Genomic DNA, 22,849 nt, shown 5'->3' on the forward strand with positions numbered 1-22,849 from the left:
GACATCCTGTCGAAACGAGCCGATTCTTTCGGTTGCATTATCTAAGAGTTATCAAGCCAGTCTGCTCGACATCCGTGTCAAACACCCAGCTCACGATCCGCGAAAAACCAGAAAATTAGCTCTTCTTATGCAGGAAACATCTCTCGGATACGCAAGTCCGGATGACCGCCTCATTGCTCCGCAGCGAGGACATGTCGTCCGTGTGAGGCGGTAAATTATTGGTTTTCAGAAAACGGATCAACCCCGCTTTCTTGAAAAGAATCCGACAGAAAGAAAGAATTATTCGTTTGCTATCACTGCCTCTGGGGTAATCCGCAAGGGGGACTCCCAATCCATTTCGTGACGCAGTAGATAAACCGCATTTCCCTTCTTACCCTGGGCATGCGCCAATGCCAATTCACTTCGCGAGAGCATGTGCTCGGCCTCATCCCCTTCCAACGCTTGAGAGACACCACACGAAATCGAAATGCGAATCACATCGGTTGGTGTCTTCAGCTCCATTCGCGAGATCGCATCACGCGCTCGCTCAGCGACGACTGCGGCATCGTGGCCGTCAGCTGCGGGCAGTAACGCACCGAATTGGTTATCAGTCAACTGACAGTAGTGATCCATGTCACGAAGCACGGCACCGAATACCTGCATCACCGCTTGCTGAATCGCCACGAAGTCTGGGTGATCTTCCACAGCCTTACCATCAATCAAATCAATGCTCGCAATAATCAATGCGAGCGGTTGCCGTTTGCGATGGAAGAGAGCCAGTCTTCGATTGACATCATGATTGAAAGCTTCTCGTCGCGCGATCGTGCTACTCTCTTCATCCACCTCAATCTCTGGATCCGTATTTCTCCGAGTGATCTCATGGCAGGCTTGGCCGTCGTGCCAACAGCCGCGGTTTCGACCTTCGCGTTTGGCAGCATACAGGGCCCGGTCGGCACGTCCAAGCCACTCGCTCGCTTCACTATCACTTCCGATTTCAGCGACGCCCAGGCTGGCCGTTACGTTGAGTTCTTTCTCCTCGAAATCGACAATCAATCGTTCGATATTTCGATTGAGACGCTGTGCGGCGACCTTGGCATCGAATAGCTCGGTTCCCGGTAGCAATACCGCGAACTCCTCGCCGCCATATCGCATGACGATCCCGCCAATGCCACGAACGGTCTGACGAATGACTTCGCCTACCTTCTTCAAGCAAAGATCTCCGGCTTGATGTCCATGCCGATCGTTGAAGTCCTTGAAGTGATCGATGTCCACCATGATCAGCGACGAAACACGTCGCGAATCGCGTTTCTCTTTAAACAAGCGTTCGATCTCTTCGTCGAAGACGCGCCGATTGGGCAAACCTGTCAGTGCGTCGGTCCGTGCTTCCACGCGGTGCGATCGCAGCAATTGCGATTGTTCCTGCAGGCGCGCTTCGGCCATGTTTAACCTCGAATCAAGATGCCGATTGGCATCGATCAAACGCGAGATAACGCGCGATGCGGCTTCAGGATCGGAAACATTTGCCGTCGCCAGCAAATCGTGGTTGATTTGCTCGACCGATTGCGAATGCTCGTGAACTTCAATTCGCACCCCATCGGCCAGACTTCGAACCCGATCCACCACTTCGCTAAGCGCCTCGGCCGCAGCCATTTGTGCTTCTTGCGAACCATCTTCATGGCCTGGAGGAAGATCTTGTTGATCGTCTCTCGCAAGTTCTGAACCGGTATTCGTCTCGTACTGTTCGTGCTTGTCTTCTCGCTTTGAGGGAAACCGCAACCACTGGGCAGCGACAAAGCCTATGGCGAAGAACAACAGGCAAGAAAGTAGGTGGAGCAATGTGAACTGTGACATCTTCGACTTCACGACTACCGACACGGATGTAACGATCGTTCGGATTATGCGAAACATCCGGGGTGATCGCAGAGGTCTTCGAGTGCGCAGCCGCACTAAGGGGCAGCAACCTCTACTAATTACTTATGTCACGCTAAGCACTGGTCAAACAAAACTGCCAAGCTACGCTTCGAAAAGTGATTCTTCCCAGTTTTGCGCTTTTTGGCACGTTTTGCGGAATCACCGCAACTCCCCGAAAAGGGTCCTATACTTGCCTTAGGGATTTTCCCGAGTGGCAGCTGTATTGCGCACCTAGGTAACAAGTTCGCTTGAATGTTAGGCGACCACCAATGAATTTTCAGCTAGTAGATTCAGGGGCAGTCTGATGATGCTTGCAAAGAGCACCTCCAAACCTTCCTACCCTCGCGTTTTGGTCGTCGACGATGACGACGCCATCATGCGGGCCGTTGCACGCGTTCTGGATTCTGATGAATCGATTCAAATCATCGGACACGCAACCCATGCGCAAGCCGCGCTCGCGATGATTGAGTCGACCAAGCCGGATGTGGTCCTTATGGATATTCACATGCACGGCATGGACCCGTTCTTGGCCTGCAAACAAATCACCAAGGCAAGCGGAGGCCTGGCAAAAATCCTCTTCTACACCGGCTTCCCCAAAGACAACTACTTGGACCGATGCTTGGAAGTGGGCGCCGCGGGTATCGTTTCCAAGCATTCCGAATCCCTCCGCAACCTCGCATTTGCCATTCGTCACGTCGCTGCCGGAAACACCTATTTTTCGCCGGAACTCGATAAGAGGCTGGTGGAACGTGAAGATGGCTTACCCTCTTCACGTCTGGCCACACTCAGCGATCGCGAGGTGGGCGTACTCCGAGAATTATCCCTCGGAAGAACACAGTCCGAAATCGCGGAAGCGTTGGATATCAGCGAGCGCACCGTCAATAAAACGGTGGGTGATTTGAAATCGAAGCTAGAAGTCCAGACAATCAACGAGATGCTCATTTTCGCCGTGAATGAAGGGCTCGTCCATCCAGAACTGCAATTCGTTCAACGCCACGACGTCAATGCTGACGGCTAATGTGCTGGTTATGGTATGATGGTCTTCGCTGCCCTGACCACCATCTTCCCCTAGTAAACCACCATGTTATCCCACACGCAGAAAGACCGCGCCCTTAGGCTTGTCCAAGATCTCATGGCAATCCCTGGCGCAAGTGGAGAAGAAGCCGAAGTTGCCGCGAAGGTCCGCCGCGAACTTCAAGCGGTAGGCGTACCTGACGAAGACATCACGCATGACACGGCGCACCAGCGCTGCCCGGTTCTCCAGAGCACAACCGGCAATCTCATCGTTTCGCTGCCGGGAAGCTACGAGGCCCCGCGCCGTTTACTGATGGCTCACATGGATACCGTCCCGATCTGTGTCGGCGCACGTCCCATGCTTCAAGACGACATGCTAATCCCACAGGATGATCACACAGGATTAGGCGCCGACGACCGCGCCGGCGTGGCGACGGTGCTGTTTGCCGCGACGGAAGTCTTGGCTCAAAAGATACCCCACGGACCGTTGACCTTGCTGTTCACGGTTCAGGAAGAGATCGGCCTTCAGGGGACGCGGTACCTGGAAGTCGACAAGCTTGGCAATCCGGAATTGGCATTCAATTGGGACGGGGGAGATCCGGCCAAGCTCACCATCGGTGCCATTGGCGGGTATCGAATGACGATCGATATTCATGGCCTGGCCAGTCATGCCGGCGTTGCTCCTGAGAAAGGGATTAACGCGATCACCGTTGCGGGAGTTGCGATCAATAGCCTGCACGGGCAAGGACTATTAGGGAAGATTTCGCAAGAAGAACTGACAGGAACGAGTAATATTGGAGTCATTCAAGGGGGAAACGCAACCAATGTCGTTGCGGATCATGTGCAACTTCGAGCCGAAGTTCGTAGTCATCAGAAGGAGACCATTGAAATTCTTGTTGACCGTTTTCAGCAAGCATTTCGTCAGGCAGCCGAAGAGGTGCGAAACAGCTCAAGTCACAGGGCAGATGTCAACTTTGATGGCGATTTAAATTACGAACCATTCGTGATGTCGCCTGAATCACCAAGTGTCCAGGCTGCCGGCGACGTCCTCAGCAGATTGGGACTGAGTCCGTTTAACACGATTGCCAACGGTGGCCTCGATGCGAACTGGCTCTATCGGCACGGAATCTCCGCGGTCTCGCTCGGATGCGGTCAACACAATCAACACATGACCAGCGAGATGTTGGACATCGAGCAATTCTATACGGCCTGCGAAGTCGCACTTCACATCGCGTCGGGAAAGGGTTCCGCCAAATGAATCCGGATGACGAATTGTGTCTATGCTTTCACGTGACCAAGCGCAAAGTACAGAACTTTTGTCGCATTGAAAAACCGCGCCGAGCCTCGCAGCTTTCTGAATGCGGAGGAGCGGGAACCGGATGTGGTTGGTGCCGCCCTTTTCTTCAGAGAATCTTTGAGAACCAACAACAATCCAAAGCAGACGAGCTTCCCAGCGCGGAAGAATATCAAGCCAGTCGCGCGGAATACATACGGGAAAAGAACAGTCGCGACGGCGACGACACTTGAACCGTCGTCGTAAGCCCTATTCGGCGCCTTTAAGCGCTTCGGTCGCGGCTTCCCGAGTCGGATAGCGTTGCCAAAGAGATTCGATCTTCGAACGCTTTAAAACGTTCAAGCATTCTTCACTAAGACCAGCGATTACCAACCTTCCACCCCTCTTCTTGATCAGCTTCCAAATGCGGATCAAGAACTGAATGAAGAAGGACCCGATCGCCTCGGTATTTGATAGATCGATGACGACCAACGGGGGAGAAGTATGTTTGGCAACTTCAACGATCTGCTGAACGACGTTACTCAGACTAGCTTCGTCGAGATTGCCATACTCTGGACCAAAGTCGAGAATCGTGATGTCTTTCTGGCGCAGGATATTAACCATTACGTTTAATCGCCTATAGGCGGAAACCGGATCTACTGGTTGTTGGATTATTTCGACTTGAATTGTTAAGAATTCGTCAGTCGGAATGTGGCAGATTTCCGCGGACGCGACTGTCAAACGCAAAACCGGAGAATTCACGAAAAACGCGTATTCGCGTAGTTTATCGGTCGATCTCCGTAACAACAACCCCTTAACTTTTTAAATATTTCCGCACTGATTTCAAAACAATTGTATACTTGGATACGACCCGTAACCATCCGTGCCTTTAGAGGGATATGCTATTATTCGCACGGGTGCCCTTCCCACAGTGGGTTAGTTAGTACGGGTTTCCGCTTACCTTCGGGAAACCGAAGGGGGGAAGCCTCTCTCGAGAAGGAGATCGATCGTTGAGCCGATTTGAAGAAACGGATGCCGAGGATCTTTCGTCAGACAAGGATGAGCGCCGCGAGATTGAGATTAAAAACCTTCTCGATCAGATTCGCCAGACTGCGGATAAACTGCAACGCGACGCCGCAACACGCGGAGACCTCAAGTTACTCTCGCGATCGCTGAAAGAACTACGCTACGCGTTCAAGGTCTTCACCCCATTTCGGGGAAAACGCAAAGTCACGATCTTTGGTTCCGCTCGAACGCGGCCCGATCATCCCACCTATCAGACGGCCGCCGACTTTGCCCAGCAGATGGCCGAAGATGATTGGCTGGTCATTACCGGTGCCGGAAGTGGCATCATGGAGGCTGGCCATCGCGGGGCAGGGCGGGCCAATTCCATGGGCTTGAACATCATGCTCCCCTTCGAGCAGCAAGCCAATCCCGTGATTCACGGCGATGAAAAACTTGTGAACATGAAGTACTTCTTCACACGCAAACTGATGTTTGTGAAGGAGTGCGATGCGGTGGTGTGTTTGCCAGGGGGGTTCGGAACGCTTGACGAAGCCTTCGAAGTCCTGACCCTGGTGCAAACCGGCAAACGCGACCTCTTTCCGATCGTTCTGCTGGACGCCCCAGGCGGCACTTACTGGAAAGCGCTCGACGTTTTCATTCGTGCAGCCCTGTACGAGAGCGGCATGATCTCGCCGGAAGACTTCGCCTTGTACAAGGTCACCGATCGGATCGACGAAGCGGTGGGCGAGATCGAACAGTTCTACAAGGTGTACCACAGCATGCGGTATGTCCGGAAACAGCTGGTCATCCGCACTGTGACACCTATTGCCGAGTCGCTGCTAAGTGCCATTCAAACGGAATTCCGCGATATCCTCAGCGAGGGAACGTTTGAAGTGCGAGACGCACTGCCAGAAGAGGATGAGCCTGAGTTGGAAGAGATGTCGCGACTTGTGTTTACGTTCAACCGCCGCAACTTGGGCCGTTTGCGAATCTTGCTCGACTGCCTCAACGCCGGCTCCATCGAACCGGCGAAAAGAGACTTCACTTAGAGTCATTCCCCTAACGAACCGATGTTCCGCTCGGCTGATTGGCGACCTGTGTTTTCGATGAAGCTTTGTTCGCTTTGAGGTAGGTCATCAGGTCGCCGATTTCTTCGGCGGTCAGCTGATCCAGCAGCCCACTGGGCATGATGCTGGTTTTCGATGGCGACAGTTCATCAACATCGGCCTGCGGTACTTCGGTCTTGTTGCCTTGGCTGTCGATGACGACGTAGTTGCCGCTTGGGCTCGTCGAGATCAAACCAGACAGGATCTTACCGTCGACCGTCAGAATCTGCTTGGTTGTGTATTGATCCGAGATCACGTGCGACGGGAACAGAATCGATTCCAGGATCTGCTTCTTCTGGAAGCGTCGAGCAATATCGGTCAGGTCAGGACCGATCGCCTCGCCGGCTCCTCCCATGCGGTGACAGGCGGCACATTGTGCCTTCTTGAAGATCAATGCCCCTGAGGTCGCGTCTCCTCCGTGGTAGTCGTCCGAACCGAGGAACTCGAGCAGTTCTTTCAGGTCCCAGTTGCTCGACTTGTTGTCGACCAGCTTCGCTTCAGGAAGATCGGGGTAGCTATTGGCAAACCAACTCTGCCACGACTTCATCTGTTTCTCAAATGGATCAGCTGGCGATGCGGCCGATTCGCCGGTCCATTTGACCAGAAGCTGATTGACGGCCTGTCGGCAGGTATCGTCCGAACGCAGTCCCAACAGAATCAATTGACGAATCGTCTCCGGATCGTTTTCGGTTTGCGTCCCTTGGGTCAGCTTCTCAATAACATTGGTCGCGAAGTCACCCTCCAGCACCGGTATGGCTTTGACCAGGTACGCGAAGTTCTTCCCTTCAGGCTGCTGAGCCAGCCCAAAAGCGATCGATGCGCGGCGTTCCGGCTCACGATCGAATGCCTTTCTCAGGTAAGCCATGTTCTCTGGAGTGCCATTACTGGCCAGAATCGCAACAATCCCCTTTCGCATCCGAGTCGCGACGGTCGTCTCGTCGCCGATGAGTTCTTCGTCAATCATGCGAAGCGTTTGGAGAACCTGATCGCTGGGATGTTCCGGCAATTCAAACAGGACGGCAAGCGCGGCGTTGGGCCACATGTGTCCCAAGGTCAGGGCAACGTACTGTTCTTCTGGCGTTAAGCATTTCACGAACTGCTTGGTACTCGTTTCGATGTAGCCGCGAAGTCCCTCGCCGCCGTCGATCTTCAGGCCGCTTTCCAAGTGACCAAGCAGCTTGAGCTTCTGTTCGCTCGTCCACCCTTCTTCGATGAAGGACATGTGCATGGCCAGATTCAAACGCTCTGCCGCCGGCATCTTGCTATCGAGATGGGCGATGTAGCGGTCGGTGATATCGGAAACACGGAAGTGTGCCAGCGTGCGGATCAATTCACGATTCATCTTGTGATCGGCAGCGGGAAACTCGCTGGCCAGTCGCGGCGCCAAACCAGGTACATCGCTTTCGTTCAAGCTTCCTCGATCGATCGCCAACTGAATGACACGCAGCATCGACAGGAACTCTTGGTCGCTCAAGTAGTCGTCCAGTCGTTTCTGGGCCTTCAAAGCGATCTTCAAAGCAATATCGTGCGAAGGCTGAGCCACGAGTGCGGCGATGCAGCCCGAGTTGAACAGCGTTGCCGAATCAGCGATCAGAACGTCTTCGATCCAGCTCTCAACCGGCTGATTCTCGAGCAAGCGACGAGCAGCATACGCTTCGCGTCGATCTTCGGCAGATAGCAGAGGCCGCAATTCTTCGTAGGTTACCGTACCGCGAATCTCGCATAGCGTCTCGCAGGCTTCCCGGCGAACAGCTGGGCTTTCGTGCTTCAGTAGTTCTCGCAGACGCTCGGTTGATTCGCTTCCTGGGTAGTTGATCAAGAGCGAGATTGCCTTTTGGCAAACTTCAGCATTGTCGTCCTCGGTCAGCCCAAGCAGCATGCTCAGGGTTGGTGACGGGCCATAAAGCTGCATCAAGTCCAATGCTCGCGTGCGATAGTACGAGGGGTTCTCTTTAGCGATCGCAACGCCTTGAATCTGTGGATTCCACAAGTCACCCAAGTCGGATTGGATTTCAGCGATTTCTTGTCGACCCCAGGCACTTTGCGGCTGTGGATGACGGATGGCCTGGGCGATTCCTTTGCCCAGGTCGTCGCTTCCTTCGGGGATGTCTCCCTTGTAGACGATTCGATAAAGCCCGCCTTCGGTGCCGCGGCCACCGGTGGTGAAGTAGATCCAACCATCCGGACCCACTTCCAAATCGGTCACGTTCATCGGCTTGCCTTCAAGCAGTGCTTCGCTCTTGGCGACATATCCGGCTCCGTCTCGGGTCAGCGAGACCGTGCTGATACGTCCGTTCGCCCAGTCGGTAACAAACAGGCGGTTCTGATACTTGGCCGGATATTTGAAGTGATCGTAGACCACTAACCCCGTGGGAGAACCAGCCCCCGTTTCCAAGATCGGTGGCACACAGTCGGGATAGTAATTTGGCCACTTCGCCCAGCCGCTACGCCAACCGAAATCGGAACCAGGCGAAACCTGGTAGAGGCGAGTCGGACGATGCCACACCAGGCCTTCGTCCCATTCCATGTCGCTGTCGTGAATGAACAGGTCACCGTTGCGATTGAAGGCCAGGTCGTACGCATTGCGAATACCGCCTGCGACGATCTCGACGTTCTGTCCTTCGATGTCGGTACGCAGTACCATGCCGCCTGGGGCTTTCACGCCCACGGCATGACCGCCTGGATCTTCAAATCGCGGGACAAGGTCCCCTTCGTAGAAGTGGCGATGAGGGCTCTTTTCATCGACGTCTGACTCGAGCTTTGTGTCGTTGCCGGCCACCATGTAAATCAGTCCATCCGGTCCCAAGGCCAGTCCGTGAGGGCCATGTTCGCCGATCGCTCCGTTGAACGTGACGAGCGTTGCGACTTCTTCGACGTCGCCGTCTCCGTCTGTATCGCTCAGCTTATAAAGACCGGTCCCTTCAGAGCCTTCGCCGACGACGAACACCTCACCGTTAAGTGGCAAAATCCCTTGCACGTTTTTGATCGTGTCGTTGTAAACACGCTGCGCGTCGACGACGCCGTCGTCGTTGGAATCGTAAATTAGCATCAGATCGCCACCCTCTTTCGAGGCGATGATGTTGCCGAATTCGTTGAACGTCATCGAAATCAACGCCCCGGTCTTCTCGGCCGAGATCACTTCCTGAATCGCGAAGCCAGGTAAAATGCGGAACCGAGATTCTTCGGACGGTGTATCCTGTACTGGAGTCGATACCACTTCCGGCTGTGTTGTCTGAGGTGTTTTCGCCGTCGAGATTGGCTTGGCTTCAATTGGACGCTGCGAAGGACGTGGCTTTTCAGCAAAAGACGGCTCGGGAGGAACCGGCGGGCCGCTCTTGTTGTTGGCAGCTACCTGCGGCTGACCGTTGTTCCAGGGGGTCGTCCCGTTGGCCGGTCCCAATTCCTGAGCACGTTGCCAGCGTGAATCGCTGTAGAAAGTTGATTGCCAGAGCGGGAAGGGGCGGAGGTCCGTCTTCCACGACGAATTCGAGGGGAAGCTCACCTTCTGGTTGTTCGGGCCGAAGATCGTAATCTCGGCCAACAGCCCGGCGGCGCCCGCCTGGGTATTGCGGACTTGGACGGCGAAGACATTGTCGCCGATCGTCAGGTGGTTCGTAATGTCGAATTGTCGCCGATTTCGCCAGTTTTTGTCTTCTGCGATTTTTTTTCCGTTTATCCAGAGTTCGTACTCGTCATCGGCGGTGATCATGATTTGACCACCGGTCATCTGCGAGATGTTGATGCTCTTACGGAAAAAGCAACTGCTGGAAGGAACCTGGTCCTTATGGTGCTGTGGGGCCCAGATCCATTGGGGTTGCGTGGCCTGGGCATGCGCGAAGCTGGGGGCTCCGGTCACAAGCAGGGTGGCGGCGATCAGCAACAACCAAGCAGTTTTGGGCGTAGTCAACATCTTCAATCTCATACCAGTGACGTAGCGTTTGCTCGCGATAGGCAGTCGATGAGAACCCAGCGCGAGCGCAATCAAGTCTCATCCTTCATTTGGAAAGATCGGGCACCAGGGACGACAAAATCAGCAAAATCGCGCCAAACGGCAAATTTTGCCCCGACTCGTGTGCGCTTGCCGTCGATTCCCCCCAAAAGTGCATTTCGACAGCCATGACAGCAGCAGTGGTCAGTGGCGCCCCCGCGGTGAGCCGTTATTGACCCATTTTTTTGATACGTTTACGATTCCAAGGGGATTGATTAGGAAAATTGCATCAATTGGGTCAGCGCACGGCTTTGCTAGCGGTGGATTCAGCTTGATGCTGTCTCGTTAAGAGGTTGCGTAATGACAAAAGTCCACGGCGCCCTGGGCATCCATCTCTTCTTGTTTCTCGCCACTCTGGCCCCACTGGCCGGTTGTACCGGAGGTTCCTCGGATTACTCGGAAGACGAAATCCAGGCAGCCATCGAAAAGTTCGACTACGAGAAAGGGGTCAAAGGTTTCGATCCTCCAACGCTTGAAGAGCTGAACGCTAATAACAAGTGGACGGACAAACCAGTCATCGATCTGCTGGACAAGCTCAAGCATCAGTTGGCCGACTATCAGCCACCCATGCCGCCGGCGGAAGCAGTCAACCTGAAATCGGAAAACGACCGGCAGATCAAAGAGATCCTCGAGTCGGTCAAGGTCCTCCCCAAGAGCGATGACGAAGTCAACTGGGATGCGACCTGGGTGCATCACGTCGCCGGCGATATCAACAGCTTGAACCCCCTAACGATGAGTTCCACCTCCGACTTCGACGTGGCAGGTCTGACGGGCGTGGGGGCGATCGCCTCCGACATCAACCTGAACCCCGTTGGCAACGGCACGTTCATCAAGACCTGGCAGGTCAACGAAGACAACACGGTTCACAAGTTCGTCATCCGCGACGACCTGACCTGGTCCGACGGCGAGCCGATCACGGCCTATGACTGGGAGTTCACTTTTAAGCTAGTGAAGCATCCCGACATGGTCGCCTACATGCCAGCTATTTCCAGCGGCATGGAGACGGTTCTCTACTTGAAAGCCTACGACGAGCACACGTTCTGCATCTTCCACGAGAAGTCGACCGCAGTGAACGAGTGGAAAGACGAATTCCCCGTCGTGCCGAAACACATCTACTACGAATCGATCGCGATGGACCCGAGCATGGTCGACAGCGACATTCACCTGAAACTGGAAGAAACCCCCGTCGTTGGCGGACCTTACGAGGTCGTAAGTCGTACGCGCGGTAAGAACGTCATGCTGCAGCGCCGCGAAGGCTTTTACATGCACGAAGGCAAGCAGGTTCGCGACAAACCCTACTTCAAGAACATCCGCATGGAAGTGATCACCGACACCAACACCGCGCTGCTGGCGCTCTCGGCGGGCAAGATCGACGAAATGGAGATCCCCGCTCCCAAGTGGAACACGGATGCCAACGAACCAGAGTTCTTTGAGAGGAACGTCAAGGTCAAAGCCACCGAGTGGACTGAGTACCACATCGCTTGGAACTGCGAATCGGAGTTCTTCAAAGACCCGAACGTCCGCAAGGCGATGAGCTACGGTATCGACTACAAAGAACTGTTGGATCGCGTATTGGATGGTTTGTTCGAGCAGGCTAACGGTCCGTTCCATCCCACTTCGTGGATGGCACCGGAACCTCCGCTTCCGATGTTTACGTACGACCTGGATAAGGCCCGCAAGCTGCTGGACGAAGCGGGCTGGGTCGACAGCGATGCTGACGGCATTCGAGACAAGATGATCGGTGGCAAGAAGGTTCCTTTCCGCTTCACCTTGATGCGGGGACAGACGCCGACTTCGGAAAAGGTGGCCCGCGTCGTCGTTACCAGCTTGAACAAGCTTGGCATCAAGGTCGAAGAGCGTGCGACCGAGTTCACCGTCTTGCAGCAAAAAGCCCAAGACCACACGTTCGATGCCATGCTGGGTGGCTGGGGCTCGGGCACCGATCCGTTCTATACCAAGAACATCTTTGGCACCGGCCAAACCCGCAATTACGGTCAGTACTCGAACAAGAAGGTCGATGAACTGTACGAAGAAGGGATGGTCGAACTCGACCGTGAAAAGCGAGCCAAGATCTACCAGGAAATGGCCAAAATCTTCTATGAAGACCAACCCTATACCTGGCTCTTTTACTTGTCGTCGCTGTATGGGTTCAATAAGGACATGCGAGGTTACGAATTCAGTGCTCGCGGCCCGTTCCACTACTCGCCGGGGATGGAATCGGTTTGGAAGGTTAAGCCACTCTAGCTTGCCCCTCCATTCGATCGCGTTCGCACGGTTCCTTCCACCAACCTTTCCAAGTCGTTCTTTCGCATGCTGACCTATATCGCCCGTCGCATCCTGATTGGCATCTTCACATTGCTGGCGGTGACCTTCATTGTGTATGGGCTCATCCGGAACATGCCAGGCACGCCGCTGACCATCATGCAAGAAACCGTCCGCATGGACGCGTTGATGTCGCAAGAGCAGATGGACAAGCTGGAAAAGCAGTACCGCTTGGACAAACCCTGGTACGTCGGCTACTGGTACTGGCTAGGCGACGTCTTGCAAGGCGATTTGGGGCGCGGGATCAACGACCGCCGGAAGGTGACCATCATCATCGGCGAACGTCTCCCCAAGACGCTCATCTTGACCGGCACCTCTCTGATTTTGACTTACTTCCTCTGCATTCCCATGGGGCTTTGGTCGACCGCTAATGCATTGACCTTTCGCGAACGACTGGTCAGCACGATCCTCTACATTCTGTACGCGCTTCCCAACTTCGTGGCGGCCGTCTATTTGAACCTAATCATTGCAGTCCGCCTGGAATGGCTGCCACTGTATGGTTCAACCGGCGAAGGGTACGCCGAGATGAGTTCGCTGGGCAAGCTGTGGGATATCCTATCGCACGCCATTTTGCCAGTGCTCTGTTTGACCTATACCTCGCTGGCCTACTATACCCGCTTCATCAAAGCCAACATGATGGAGACAATCCAGCAAGATTACATCCGCACCGCGAAAGCCAAAGGGGCCAGCCCTACCAGTATTTTGGTGACGCATGCGTTCCGCAATTCGCTGATTCCGTTGGTCACCATCATCGGACTGACGCTTCCTTCGCTTCTGGCTGGCTCGGTGATTCTGGAAACCATTTACCAGTGGAACGGCATTGGCTATCTCTTTTACCAGTCGATCACCATGCGTGAGTACCCGGTGATCATGGGCCTGGTTTTGATGTTCTCGGTCATGACGCTGCTCGGTCAGCTGTTGGCCGACGTTCTGTACGCATTCGTTGACCCCCGGATTACTTATTCGTAACTCATGAGTGCTGCAGCTGAACTCGCTGAACAACCGGTCAAGCCTATCAAGCCAGCGACCTCGCAAGGTTTCTGGGCGACTGCCTGGCGATACTATCGACGTCGCCCGATGGCCATGCTTGGGCTTTACTTCGTCGGCTTCCTGGCACTGGTCGCGATCTTCTCGCCAGCGATCGCCGGAACCAAGCCAATCGTCTGTTACTACAAAGGAAACATCTATTTCCCCTGCATGGGCTACTTTTACGCCCCGTGGGAAAACGCCATCTTCACCACCGGCGATCACTTCGAGAAACGTTACGAACCGAATCTCAAAGCGAAAGACCCCAACAGTTGGGCCATCTGGCCGCTGGTTCGCCAAGACCCGATCGAACGCGTCCGCGACGACTGGTTCGAAGGGCAGCCAGGCAATCCTGATAAAGCTGACGGCAAACCAACCTGGCAAAACCTGATGGGAACCGACTCGAACGGCGTCGACGTCTTCTCGCAGCTAGTGCATGGAACCCGCGTCGCGCTGCTGGTCGGCTTCGTTTCGATGGGCATCGCTGGGGCCGTCGGCATTACGATTGGTGCCTGTGCCGGCTACTTCGGCGGCTGGGTCGACTTTGTTCTTTCCCGGTTCATCGAAATCATTCTCTGCGTTCCCACGTTGATCCTGGTGATCGCCCTGCTGGCCATCGCCGAGCATCCCAGCATCTGGCAGGTCGTGGCCGTAATCGGTCTGACCGGATGGACCGGCATCGCCCGGTTGACGCGGGCCGAGTTCCTCAAGATCAAGCAGATCGAGTACGTCGCCGCGGCGAAAGCCATGGGAGCCGGGTCGCTGCGAATTATGTTCATTCACATCCTGCGAAACGCCCTGGCCCCGATTCTCGTGCCGATCAGCTTCGGCATTGCCGCGGCCATTTTCACCGAGAGCGCGCTGAGCTTCCTGGGCATCGGTGCCGACACGTTGACTCCCACCTGGGGACGCGTGCTGCACGAAGGACAGAACAACATCCGTTCGATGTGGTGGCTGATCTTCTTTCCTGGGCTGGCCATTTTCACCACCGTGCTGGCTTACAACTTAATCGGCGAAGGCATCCAGGAAGCCACCGACCCACGAACCCGCGACGCCTAACTCCTTTGTCCAATCCGACCATGACCCAAACCCTGCTCAAAGTCGACAACCTGCGGACCTACTTCCATGGCGAGGAAATCGTCAAGGCCGTGGACGGCATCTCCTTTCAACTCGAAGAAGGAGAAACGCTGGGTATCGTCGGCGAATCAGGCTCCGGCAAGTCGGTCACGTCGCTGTCGATCATGCAGCTGTTGGCCCGCAGCGCGAAGATCGAGGACGGGTCGATCTCGTTCCTGGGAACCGATCTGGTGCGCCTCCCGGATCCGGCGATGCGGAAGATTCGCGGCAAAGACATCAGCATGATCTTCCAGGAACCGATGACGTCGCTGAACCCTGTATTCACCGTCGGTTCGCAGGTCATGGAAGCAATTCGCCTGCATCAGGACCTCAGCAAGAAGGAAGCCCGCGAGCGAACGATTCAGCTGTTCGAAGAGGTCGGCATTCCCGATCCCCACAAACGCGTCGACTATTACCCGCACCAGATGTCTGGCGGGCAGAAGCAGCGGGTAATGATCGCCATGGCCCTCAGCTGCAATCCCAAGCTGCTGATCGCCGACGAACCGACGACTGCCTTGGACGTCACCATCCAGGCCCAGATCCTCGACATCCTCCGTCAACTGCGCGACAGCCGCGGTATGTCCATTCTGTTCATCACGCACGACCTGGGTGTGATCGCGGAGATCGCCGACCATGTACTGGTCATGTACCGCGGCAACATCGTCGAGAATGGCAACATCCGCCAGATCTTCGAGAACCCTCAGCACCCATACACCAAGGGGCTTTTGGCCTGTCGTCCGCGTCTCGACACGAAGTATCGCCGGCTGCCCACCGTCAGCGACTTCATGGAATCGAAGACGACCGAATCCGGCGTCGAGATCGTCGAGAAGGAGATGTCGCAGGAGAAATTCGATCAGCTTATGGTCGAAGGACGAGGGCGACTGCTGCATCCCAAGCAGGCCCTCATGGAAATGGGACACCCTTGGGAAGAAGGCGCCTACGCGGCCGATACCAACGCCGTCGGCGACAACGAGCGGCCGCTGCTTTCGGTGCGGGGATTGAAGGTTCACTTCCCGATACGCAAAGGTATTTTCTCGCGGGTTAGCGGCCACGTGAAGGCGGTCGACGGCATTGACTTCGATGTCTATCGCGGCCAGACGCTTGGCCTGGTCGGCGAATCAGGCTGCGGCAAAACCACCACCGGCCGGGCCATTCTGCGGCTGATCGAACCAACCGACGGTATCGTTGAGTTTGAAGGGAAGAACGTCCGCAACCTGAGTGGGGGCACTCTGCGCGAGATGCGGAAGAGGATTCAGATCATCTTCCAAGATCCGTACGGCAGCTTGAACCCGCGTATGACCATCGAGGCCGCCATCTGCGAACCAATGGTCATTCAGAAGATTGGCAAGACGAAGAAGGAACAGCGGGATCGCGCGGCGTATCTGATGCAGGAAGTGGGGATGAATCCCGATCACCTCCGCCGCTACCCGCACGAGTTCTCCGGCGGCCAGCGACAGCGCATCTGCATCGCCCGGGCCCTGGCCGTCGAGCCAGACTTTCTCGTCTGCGACGAATCGGTCTCGGCCCTCGACGTCTCGGTCCAAGCCCAGGTACTCAACCTGCTGAAAGACCTGCAAGAGAAACGGGGCCTGACCTACATCTTCATCAGCCACGATCTGAGCGTGGTCAAATTCATGGCCGACATGATGGCCGTGATGAACGAAGGGAAGATCGTCGAGTTCGGCCCCGCCGAAGCAATCTATGCCGACCCGAAAGAGGAATATACCCGCAAACTCATCAACGCCACCCCGCGGGACGATCTCGAGCACATCGACAAGCGACAAGCCGAACGGCAAGAGGCGAAAGCTGCCCGGCTGAAATCGGTGGCTTCGGTCTAGCTACCAGTCTAGTTCTTCCCAGGCTGATGCCGCAGATAGGCCCAAACACCGTAGGCGAACACGGCCATGCCGAGAACCAACGTGCCGACTCCGGCAGACGACATCCACGACGCCGCGTCCAGGTTCAGGTAAGACGTCGACATCATGAAGATCCCCAAAGCCGCGATCCCGCCGCCAACCAGGGTGAACTTCCAATGGTGATACGTGTTGACGTTCATGGTGGACCTCACTTTCCTATGGAGTTCGATCTATCTATATCTTACCTCGTAAAGCGTCCGAAATCAGTCTCTAGCGACCAACAATGCACATAGTTGCAACTTCTCACCCAGCTTGGGATTCACCCTTAGGGCGTGGTCGCGCAGCTGGGCGACGGTTGGCTCCCAAAAGCCTTGCTCGATACTGAAGTCTGCCGGGGGAGGGAACTCGGGATCGAACGAGGTTGCCCCACGTGAACCAGTGTCGGCATCCAGTAACTGGTCTGCTAAGGTTTCTAAGTCACTCTCCGTGATCCCCTGATTACCGCGACGCAGTGCGATGGTCAAAATGCCCAGTCGTGCATAAAACCGATCGTCGGGATTGGTTATCTGGCGAAGCCGATAGGTGAGAAACCGTGCCAACGCATCGTCCGCATCGGGACCGATCCTCGCGGCACTCGCAAGCGAAATCGCAACGTTAGAATCCCAATCTTCTCTTGGCGTTTGCTCTTGTCGCATCAGCACAGTACATACGAACAGTCGCGTGACAAACCCTTTCGGTCCCATCGGCCCAGAACGAAAAGGGGGAGGATTTGGCTTGTCCGGGTCACTCCAGCGAGTCAAGCAAAGGACTTCATCCAGCTGCCAGTCGAATCGGTCGGGGATCTCCCCTCGATCCCGAATGATTCGCAGTTGTTCGTACATTTCTTCCCATTGGTGACCGTTATCCGCCATGGCAATGTCTTTCAACATATCGTTGTCGACAGCCGGACGGAGGCTTTCGAATAGGCGATCTTCCGACGCAGGAAAGGCTTTCATGATGGATTCGGGAAGGCTCATCGATCAGCGATCCATTGGCAGCGACTATTGGGCAACGGAAACGTTCCCCCGAAAGATAAAGTAAACCGCCCCGCAGATACACAGCCCGGCCCAGAGGAAATCCAGCCGCAGCGGCTGCTTCATGTAGTAAATCGCGAAGGGGATGAAGACCGTCAGTGTGATCGCTTCCTGCAGGATTTTGAGTTGCCCCAGGTCCATCCGGGTAAAGCCAATGCGGTTGGCCGGTACCTGGATCAGGTACTCGAAAAAGGCGATCCCCCAGCTGACCAACACCGCGATGATCCACGGCTTTGCCGACAGATCCTTCAGATGAGCGTACCAGGCAAACGTCATGAAAATGTTGGACAGCGCCAGCAAAAACGCCGTCGTCAGAATCGTCGACATCGATCGTAGCCCTTTCTTGAGAACCAACTGCTTGACTTAAAAATGGAATTATGGCGACGTCCCCACAACCTGACGATGGGCAAGAATGCCGAATCGACCTAATTTTTGCCGCCACACCACCAGAACGCATCGCTATGCGGAAGGGTTCCCTGGTATACTGGCGAAACCCTGCAGAGAACCCTTTATGCCGCATTGGTACGACGTCACAGCCTGGAACGAGCGATTCGGAAACGACTCGCAGACCGTCCATTCCCTCCGCAAATTTCGTACGCGGTGGCTGAAGCAGGGGTGGTCTTTCGCAGACGCGCTCTCGGAAGTAGCCCCCAGTGTGGCGGCTGTCTTACAATCCGAGATCGAGCCCCATCCCCTCGCGCTGGCCGAGCGACTCGACTCGCAGCTGGACGGGGCCACGAAACTCCTCTTTCGCACCGACCAGGGGCTGATGATCGAGTCGGTCATTCTGCGGGCCGGCACCGGACGGACGTCGCTGTGCATCTCGTCCCAAATCGGCTGTGCGGCCGCTTGTCGCTTTTGTGCCACCGGGCAAATGGGGATAGCACGGAATCTTTCGGCGGCCCAGATCCTCGACCAGGTCGTTCAGGCCAATCAACTGCTGCGCGAGGAAGACCGCCGGGTACGGAACATCGTCTTCATGGGGATGGGGGAACCGCTGCACAACCCGGCGAACCTCCACGAAGTGATCACTGCGCTGACGTCACCCCTGCTGTTCGACTATTCGCAGCAGCGTCTGCTCGTTTCGACCGTGGGCATCCCCGACGAAATGCTACGACTCGACGAGCGATTCCCGAGCGTCAACCTGGCACTTAGCTTGCATAGTGCCAATGATCTCGTCCGCCAAGATCTGATTCCGCTGGCCAAAAGTGTCTCGCTGAGCCGCTTGAAAGAGACCCTTTTGCAGCTTCAACTCAGCGATCGGCGGCAAGTCATGATCGAATACCTCATGCTGGAGGATCGCACCGATCGCGTGGAGGATGCCGAAAAACTGATTGGTTTCCTGAAAAACATCCACGCACATGTGAACTTGATCCCTTACAATTCGATCGACGGTGCCGATCATCTGCGGGGAAGCACTCAAGCAGCACGAGACCGTTTCGCAGAGCTGCTGAAACAAGCAGGTTTCCCCGTCACCATCCGCTATTCGCTGGGGGCCGACATCGCCGCCGCGTGCGGACAGCTGATTCAGCGCGAGAACCGCGAGATCGCCAAGCAATTGCGAGCCAACCCAGCCGCCACCTGAACCACGGATCCGAAACCAGGAGGAGCCCCGGAAATGTCCGCAACGATTCAGTGGGAGTATCCGCTTTACCTCATCGCGCATGGGGGCGGTTACACGTCGATCGTCGACCCCCAAGACACCGACGACCAGCCCCAGCACATCCTGACGACGCACTCGACCGAGCAGGTCGCACTCAACTTCATGCAGCAGTTCGCCATCATCGGCGAACCTCGCCAACTGAACAACGACCGCGAGTTCCGCTGGTTTCTCAAAAGCCTGAAATTGCCGGTAACTAAGGTCGCATACGATCCCGAGCCCATCGAGTTCGACATCAACGCCAAGTGGATCGCCAAGATCAAAACGCTGCTGGAAGACTTCTTGATCGTCGACAATTCCCCCTGGAATTACCCGGTATTCGTCATCAAGCAGGAGGATGGCTATTCCAGTACCGTAGGCAACGACGAAGAAGGCCAGCCCATCACGCTACTCAACTTGTTCACCGACGAAGACAAGGCGAAGAAGTACTCGACCACCGACGATGGCTCCGGTGAGGTGATGACGCTGCATAACATGGAACATATCCGCGAGATCCTGCTGGGACTCCGCGAATCGGTGTCCGCCGTGGCGATGGACCCCATCTACGACGAGAATGAAAGTAGTTCGCAGTACTGCATCGGCGTCGAGGCCCTGTTGGACAAGTACCTGGTTCTTGATCAGTAGCACGGCCAGACACCTCAGGCAGGGATGCACAGCATGGGCGAGAACGGCTATCTACCTTACTTGATGTTCTTTGGAGGAATCATCTTACTCATCTGGATCCTCATGCGCCGCAACTGGCGCGGCCAGATGCGAGCGAAGAAGGACCGCGGCAAGGACAACTACCTCGTCTCGAATCCCCGGCCTGAAAACAAACAGTGGTCCATGTCCGGGGGTCCGGCCGACTTGAACAAGTGGCAGGTCGAAATGCTCGAGCGGACGCGAGAGCTTCAGGCCGAAGTCGATACCAAGCTGCTGATCCTGCAGCGGACGCTGATGAAAATCGAAGCCTCCGCACTCTCGCCAGAAGAGCGCCGCCCGATCGAGCGGACGCTACAAGAAAGCCGCGAGCTGGTCGGAGAGGGAAGCCCCAACTTCAGCGCCGTCTCCGAGCTACTGTGCGACGATACCAAACGCGCCGAGATCTACGCCCTGGCCGACCAGGGTCAATCGCAGACAGAAATCGCCCAGCAAATGAACCTCGATCCCTACGCGGTCGAGATGATTCTCAACCTGCGAGATTCGTAAGAATCAAAATTAGCCACAGAGGGCACGGAGAGAGGAACTTAATGAACCAAGGATTTCACGGATAAGCACAGAAAAAGGCCATCCGACACACAAGCCGGAGGGCCTTCTGACTGAACACTGAAAACTTCCAACTAACTAATGAATCCGCTGTCCCGGCTTCGCTCCTTCATCAGGGCTGAGCAGGAAAACTTCTTCCCCGCCAGGACCGCTGGCGCAGACCATGCCTTCGCTGAGGCCGAACTTCATCTGACGCGGCTTCAGGTTCGCAACCATCACCACCAACCTGCCAACCAGGTCTTCCGGTTCGTAGGCGGCTTTGATGCCGGCGAAGACCTGTTTGCGATGGTCGCCCCCCAGACCCAGGGTCAGCTTCAACAGCTTGCGCGCTTCCGGCACTTGCTCGGCCGAAAGGACGCGGGCCACGCGGAGGTCGACCTTCACGAAGTCGTCGATCGTGCACTCTTCGGCCATCGGCTCGTCGACCATCGGCTGGGCACTGTCGTTGAACTTCGCCGCGGTCTCGTCGGCCTGGTTATTCTCGGCCGGAGCTTCGGCGGCTGCTTCTTCCTTGCTATCGTCGATCATGGCTTTCACCTTGTCTGCTTCTACACGTTTCATCAAGTGATTGAATTTGTTCACCCCGGTGCCGGTAAGTGGCGTCTTGGCCTGATCCCAACTGGTGATCGGCTCGTTCAATAGCTGGCCGGTTTGCTCGGCCAGCGTCGGCAGCACCGGCGACAGGTACACAACGATCTGCCGGAATAAGTTTAGGCCGACCGTGCACACGTCCTGCAACTGCTGGGCGTTGGCCGGATCCTTACGTAGCTCCCACGGTTTGTTCGCTTCGATGTAAGGATTCGCCGCGTCGGCCAACTCCAGGATTAACCGCATCGCCTTGTTCAGGTCGCAGTCTTCGTACGCCTTGGCAATTTGATCGCCAGCAGCGGCCCCCTTTTGGAACAAGCCGCCGTCGTCCGGGTACTCGGCCGAAAGCCCGGTCTTCTCGACAAACTTCGCCGTCCGCGACGCCAGGTTCACGACCTTGCCAATCAAGTCGGAGTTGATCTTGTCGGCGAACTCCTCGAGATTCATGTCGAGGTCATCCAGTCTCGGGCCCAGCTTCGAAGCATAGAAGTACCGCAAGTAAGACGGGTCCAGGTGCTTCAGGTAGGTCGCCGCTTTGACGAACGTTCCCTCGCTCTTGGACATCTTCTTCCCGTCGACCGTCAGGAAGCCGTGGATGTGAACCTTGGTGGGCAGATTGTAACCGGCCGTCTTGAGCATGCCGGGCCAGAAGAGCGTGTGGAAGTACGTGATGTCTTTGCCAATGAAGTGATGCACTTCCGTCTCGGGGTTTTTCCACCACTTGGCCAGGTCTTCGCCGTTGGCCTTGCACCACTGCCAGGTCGAGGCAATGTAGCCGATTGGGGCGTCGAACCAGACGTACCAGTAGTCGCCGGGGCTGTCGGGGATCTCGAAACCGAAGTAAGGGCCTGGCCGCGAGATGTCCCAGTCGCGAAGCTCGTCGTGCAGGAAATGCCCCTTCAGATAGTTGGCGACTTCATCCTGCAGGTGCTGCCCGCTTTGCGTCCACTCGTCGAGGAAGGCATGCAGCTTCTCCAACTGCACGAACAAGTGTTTGGCGGTCTTCAGCTCTGGCGTCGCGCCGGAAAGCGTACTCTTCGGGTCGATCAAGTCAGCTGGCGTGTAGGCGGCACCACACTTGGAACAGTTATCGCCGGGTTGGTTCTCTGCCCCGCATTTCGGACACGTACCGCGCACAAATCGATCGGCCAGGAAGGTTTTCTTCTCGGGATCGAACAGCTGGTGCACGTCTTTCTCGACGACCAGATCGGCATCGCGCAGCGACTGCCAGAACTCGGCGCACAGCGCGCGATTCTCGTCGCTGTGGGTCGAGCCATAGTTATCGAACTGGACCCCAAACCCGGCGAAGTCCTGTTGATGTTCTCCGCTCATCTTGGCGATGAACTCTTCTTCGGTCACTCCATTCTTCTGAGCGCTGATCATGATCGCCGTGCCGTGCGTATCGTCGGCGCAGAAATAACGGCAATCGTTGCCTGCCAGCTTCTGAAAGCGGACCCAGATATCGGTCTGGATGTATTCCACCAGGTGCCCGATATGGATCGGCCCATTCGCGTAAGGCAGGGCAGAGGTGACCAAAATGCGTCGTGCCATGGGGGATTCCTCGCAGTGAGGTCCTATCGCTAGGGGTTTCATCGTCAAGAATGGGGCATTGTACCGCACTATCCCGTTGGCGCGGAGTGCGGCCCAGCAAGAGAGACAACCACCACCTTCGTGCGGTTCGCCAGCG

18 protein-coding genes are annotated in these 22,849 nt (G+C 55.8%); 11 read left to right on the forward strand and 7 right to left on the reverse strand.

Annotation, left to right across the window (positions count from 1 at the left end; translation table 11 throughout):
- Nucleotides 1-279: 279 nt before the first annotated feature.
- Nucleotides 280-1,830, reverse strand: coding sequence for a diguanylate cyclase (locus Pan97_RS24175; protein ID WP_165698952.1), 1,551 nt, complete (start codon nucleotides 1,828-1,830; stop codon nucleotides 280-282).
- Between the two features lie 364 nt (nucleotides 1,831-2,194).
- Between Pan97_RS24175 and Pan97_RS24180 the strand changes: the two genes are divergently transcribed.
- The 3 genes from Pan97_RS24180 (at nucleotide 2,195) to Pan97_RS24190 (ending at nucleotide 4,431) form a co-directional block, all read left to right on the forward strand.
- A complete protein-coding gene (locus Pan97_RS24180; protein WP_144977223.1) occupies nucleotides 2,195-2,908 on the forward strand; it encodes a response regulator transcription factor in 714 nt (237 codons plus the stop codon).
- Nucleotides 2,909-3,022: 114 nt separating this feature from the next.
- Complete coding sequence (locus Pan97_RS24185) at nucleotides 3,023-4,162, forward strand: M20/M25/M40 family metallo-hydrolase (RefSeq protein WP_196782206.1); 1,140 nt, start codon at nucleotides 3,023-3,025, stop codon at nucleotides 4,160-4,162.
- A complete protein-coding gene (locus Pan97_RS24190; protein ID WP_144977229.1) occupies nucleotides 4,159-4,431 on the forward strand; it encodes a (2Fe-2S)-binding protein in 273 nt (90 codons plus the stop codon). Before Pan97_RS24185 ends, Pan97_RS24190 begins: the two co-directional genes overlap by 4 nt.
- 16 nt (nucleotides 4,432-4,447) lie before the next feature.
- Here Pan97_RS24190 and Pan97_RS24195 read toward each other — a convergent pair whose 3' ends face one another.
- Nucleotides 4,448-4,939 (reverse strand): STAS domain-containing protein, encoded by a 492-nt coding sequence (locus Pan97_RS24195; RefSeq protein WP_144977232.1) that lies wholly within the window; start codon nucleotides 4,937-4,939, stop codon nucleotides 4,448-4,450.
- A 248-nt stretch (nucleotides 4,940-5,187) separates the two neighbouring features.
- Between Pan97_RS24195 and Pan97_RS24200 the strand changes: the two genes are divergently transcribed.
- Nucleotides 5,188-6,231, forward strand: coding sequence for an LOG family protein (locus tag Pan97_RS24200; RefSeq protein WP_144977235.1), 1,044 nt, complete (start codon nucleotides 5,188-5,190; stop codon nucleotides 6,229-6,231).
- Nucleotides 6,232-6,241: 10 nt separating this feature from the next.
- On the opposite strand, the gene Pan97_RS24205 is transcribed toward Pan97_RS24200, so the two are convergent.
- Nucleotides 6,242-10,198, reverse strand: coding sequence for a DUF7133 domain-containing protein (locus Pan97_RS24205; RefSeq protein WP_165698953.1), 3,957 nt, complete (start codon nucleotides 10,196-10,198; stop codon nucleotides 6,242-6,244).
- A gap of 378 nt (nucleotides 10,199-10,576) precedes the next feature.
- On the opposite strand from Pan97_RS24205, the gene Pan97_RS24210 reads away from it, so the two are divergent.
- The 4 genes from Pan97_RS24210 (at nucleotide 10,577) to Pan97_RS24225 (ending at nucleotide 16,578) form a co-directional block, all read left to right on the forward strand.
- Complete coding sequence (locus tag Pan97_RS24210; RefSeq protein WP_144977241.1) at nucleotides 10,577-12,520, forward strand: ABC transporter substrate-binding protein; 1,944 nt, start codon at nucleotides 10,577-10,579, stop codon at nucleotides 12,518-12,520.
- Between the two features lie 66 nt (nucleotides 12,521-12,586).
- Nucleotides 12,587-13,567 (forward strand): ABC transporter permease, encoded by a 981-nt coding sequence (locus Pan97_RS24215; protein ID WP_144977244.1) that lies wholly within the window; start codon nucleotides 12,587-12,589, stop codon nucleotides 13,565-13,567.
- Between the two features lie 3 nt (nucleotides 13,568-13,570).
- Complete coding sequence (locus tag Pan97_RS24220; RefSeq protein ID WP_144977247.1) at nucleotides 13,571-14,683, forward strand: ABC transporter permease; 1,113 nt, start codon at nucleotides 13,571-13,573, stop codon at nucleotides 14,681-14,683.
- Between the two features lie 20 nt (nucleotides 14,684-14,703).
- Complete coding sequence (locus Pan97_RS24225; protein ID WP_144977250.1) at nucleotides 14,704-16,578, forward strand: ABC transporter ATP-binding protein; 1,875 nt, start codon at nucleotides 14,704-14,706, stop codon at nucleotides 16,576-16,578.
- Between the two features lie 8 nt (nucleotides 16,579-16,586).
- Here the strand turns inward: Pan97_RS24225 and Pan97_RS24230 are convergent, their stop codons facing one another.
- The 3 genes from Pan97_RS24230 to Pan97_RS24240 all read right to left on the reverse strand — a co-directional run bounded on the left by Pan97_RS24230 (nucleotide 16,587) and on the right by Pan97_RS24240 (nucleotide 17,996).
- Nucleotides 16,587-16,796 (reverse strand): hypothetical protein, encoded by a 210-nt coding sequence (locus tag Pan97_RS24230; RefSeq protein WP_144977253.1) that lies wholly within the window; start codon nucleotides 16,794-16,796, stop codon nucleotides 16,587-16,589.
- Nucleotides 16,797-16,859: 63 nt separating this feature from the next.
- Entirely contained in the window at nucleotides 16,860-17,591 is a 732-nt protein-coding gene (locus tag Pan97_RS24235; RefSeq protein WP_144977256.1) for a hypothetical protein, read from the reverse strand.
- Nucleotides 17,592-17,636: 45 nt separating this feature from the next.
- Nucleotides 17,637-17,996, reverse strand: a complete 360-nt coding sequence (locus Pan97_RS24240; protein WP_144977259.1) for a DMT family protein — start codon at nucleotides 17,994-17,996, stop codon at nucleotides 17,637-17,639.
- Between the two features lie 184 nt (nucleotides 17,997-18,180).
- On the opposite strand from Pan97_RS24240, the gene rlmN reads away from it, so the two are divergent.
- Genes rlmN through Pan97_RS24255 form a run of 3 tightly spaced genes read left to right on the forward strand, consistent with a single transcriptional unit; the run spans nucleotide 18,181 to nucleotide 20,517 of the window.
- On the forward strand, nucleotides 18,181-19,254 hold the full coding sequence (gene rlmN, locus Pan97_RS24245) for a 23S rRNA (adenine(2503)-C(2))-methyltransferase RlmN (RefSeq protein WP_165698954.1): 1,074 nt from the start codon (nucleotides 18,181-18,183) through the stop codon (nucleotides 19,252-19,254).
- A 33-nt stretch (nucleotides 19,255-19,287) separates the two neighbouring features.
- Complete coding sequence (locus Pan97_RS24250; protein WP_144977265.1) at nucleotides 19,288-19,953, forward strand: hypothetical protein; 666 nt, start codon at nucleotides 19,288-19,290, stop codon at nucleotides 19,951-19,953.
- Nucleotides 19,954-19,986: 33 nt separating this feature from the next.
- The gene (locus Pan97_RS24255; protein ID WP_144977268.1) at nucleotides 19,987-20,517 is read left to right on the forward strand and encodes a hypothetical protein; all 531 of its coding nucleotides are present in this window, start codon (nucleotides 19,987-19,989) and stop codon (nucleotides 20,515-20,517) included.
- A gap of 135 nt (nucleotides 20,518-20,652) precedes the next feature.
- Here Pan97_RS24255 and metG read toward each other — a convergent pair whose 3' ends face one another.
- Entirely contained in the window at nucleotides 20,653-22,713 is a 2,061-nt protein-coding gene (gene metG / locus Pan97_RS24260; protein WP_144977271.1) for a methionine--tRNA ligase, read from the reverse strand.
- Nucleotides 22,714-22,849 lie beyond the last annotated feature (136 nt).

The organism is Bremerella volcania (assembly GCF_007748115.1).
Classification (GTDB): Bacteria; Planctomycetota; Planctomycetia; order Pirellulales; family Pirellulaceae; genus Bremerella; species Bremerella volcania.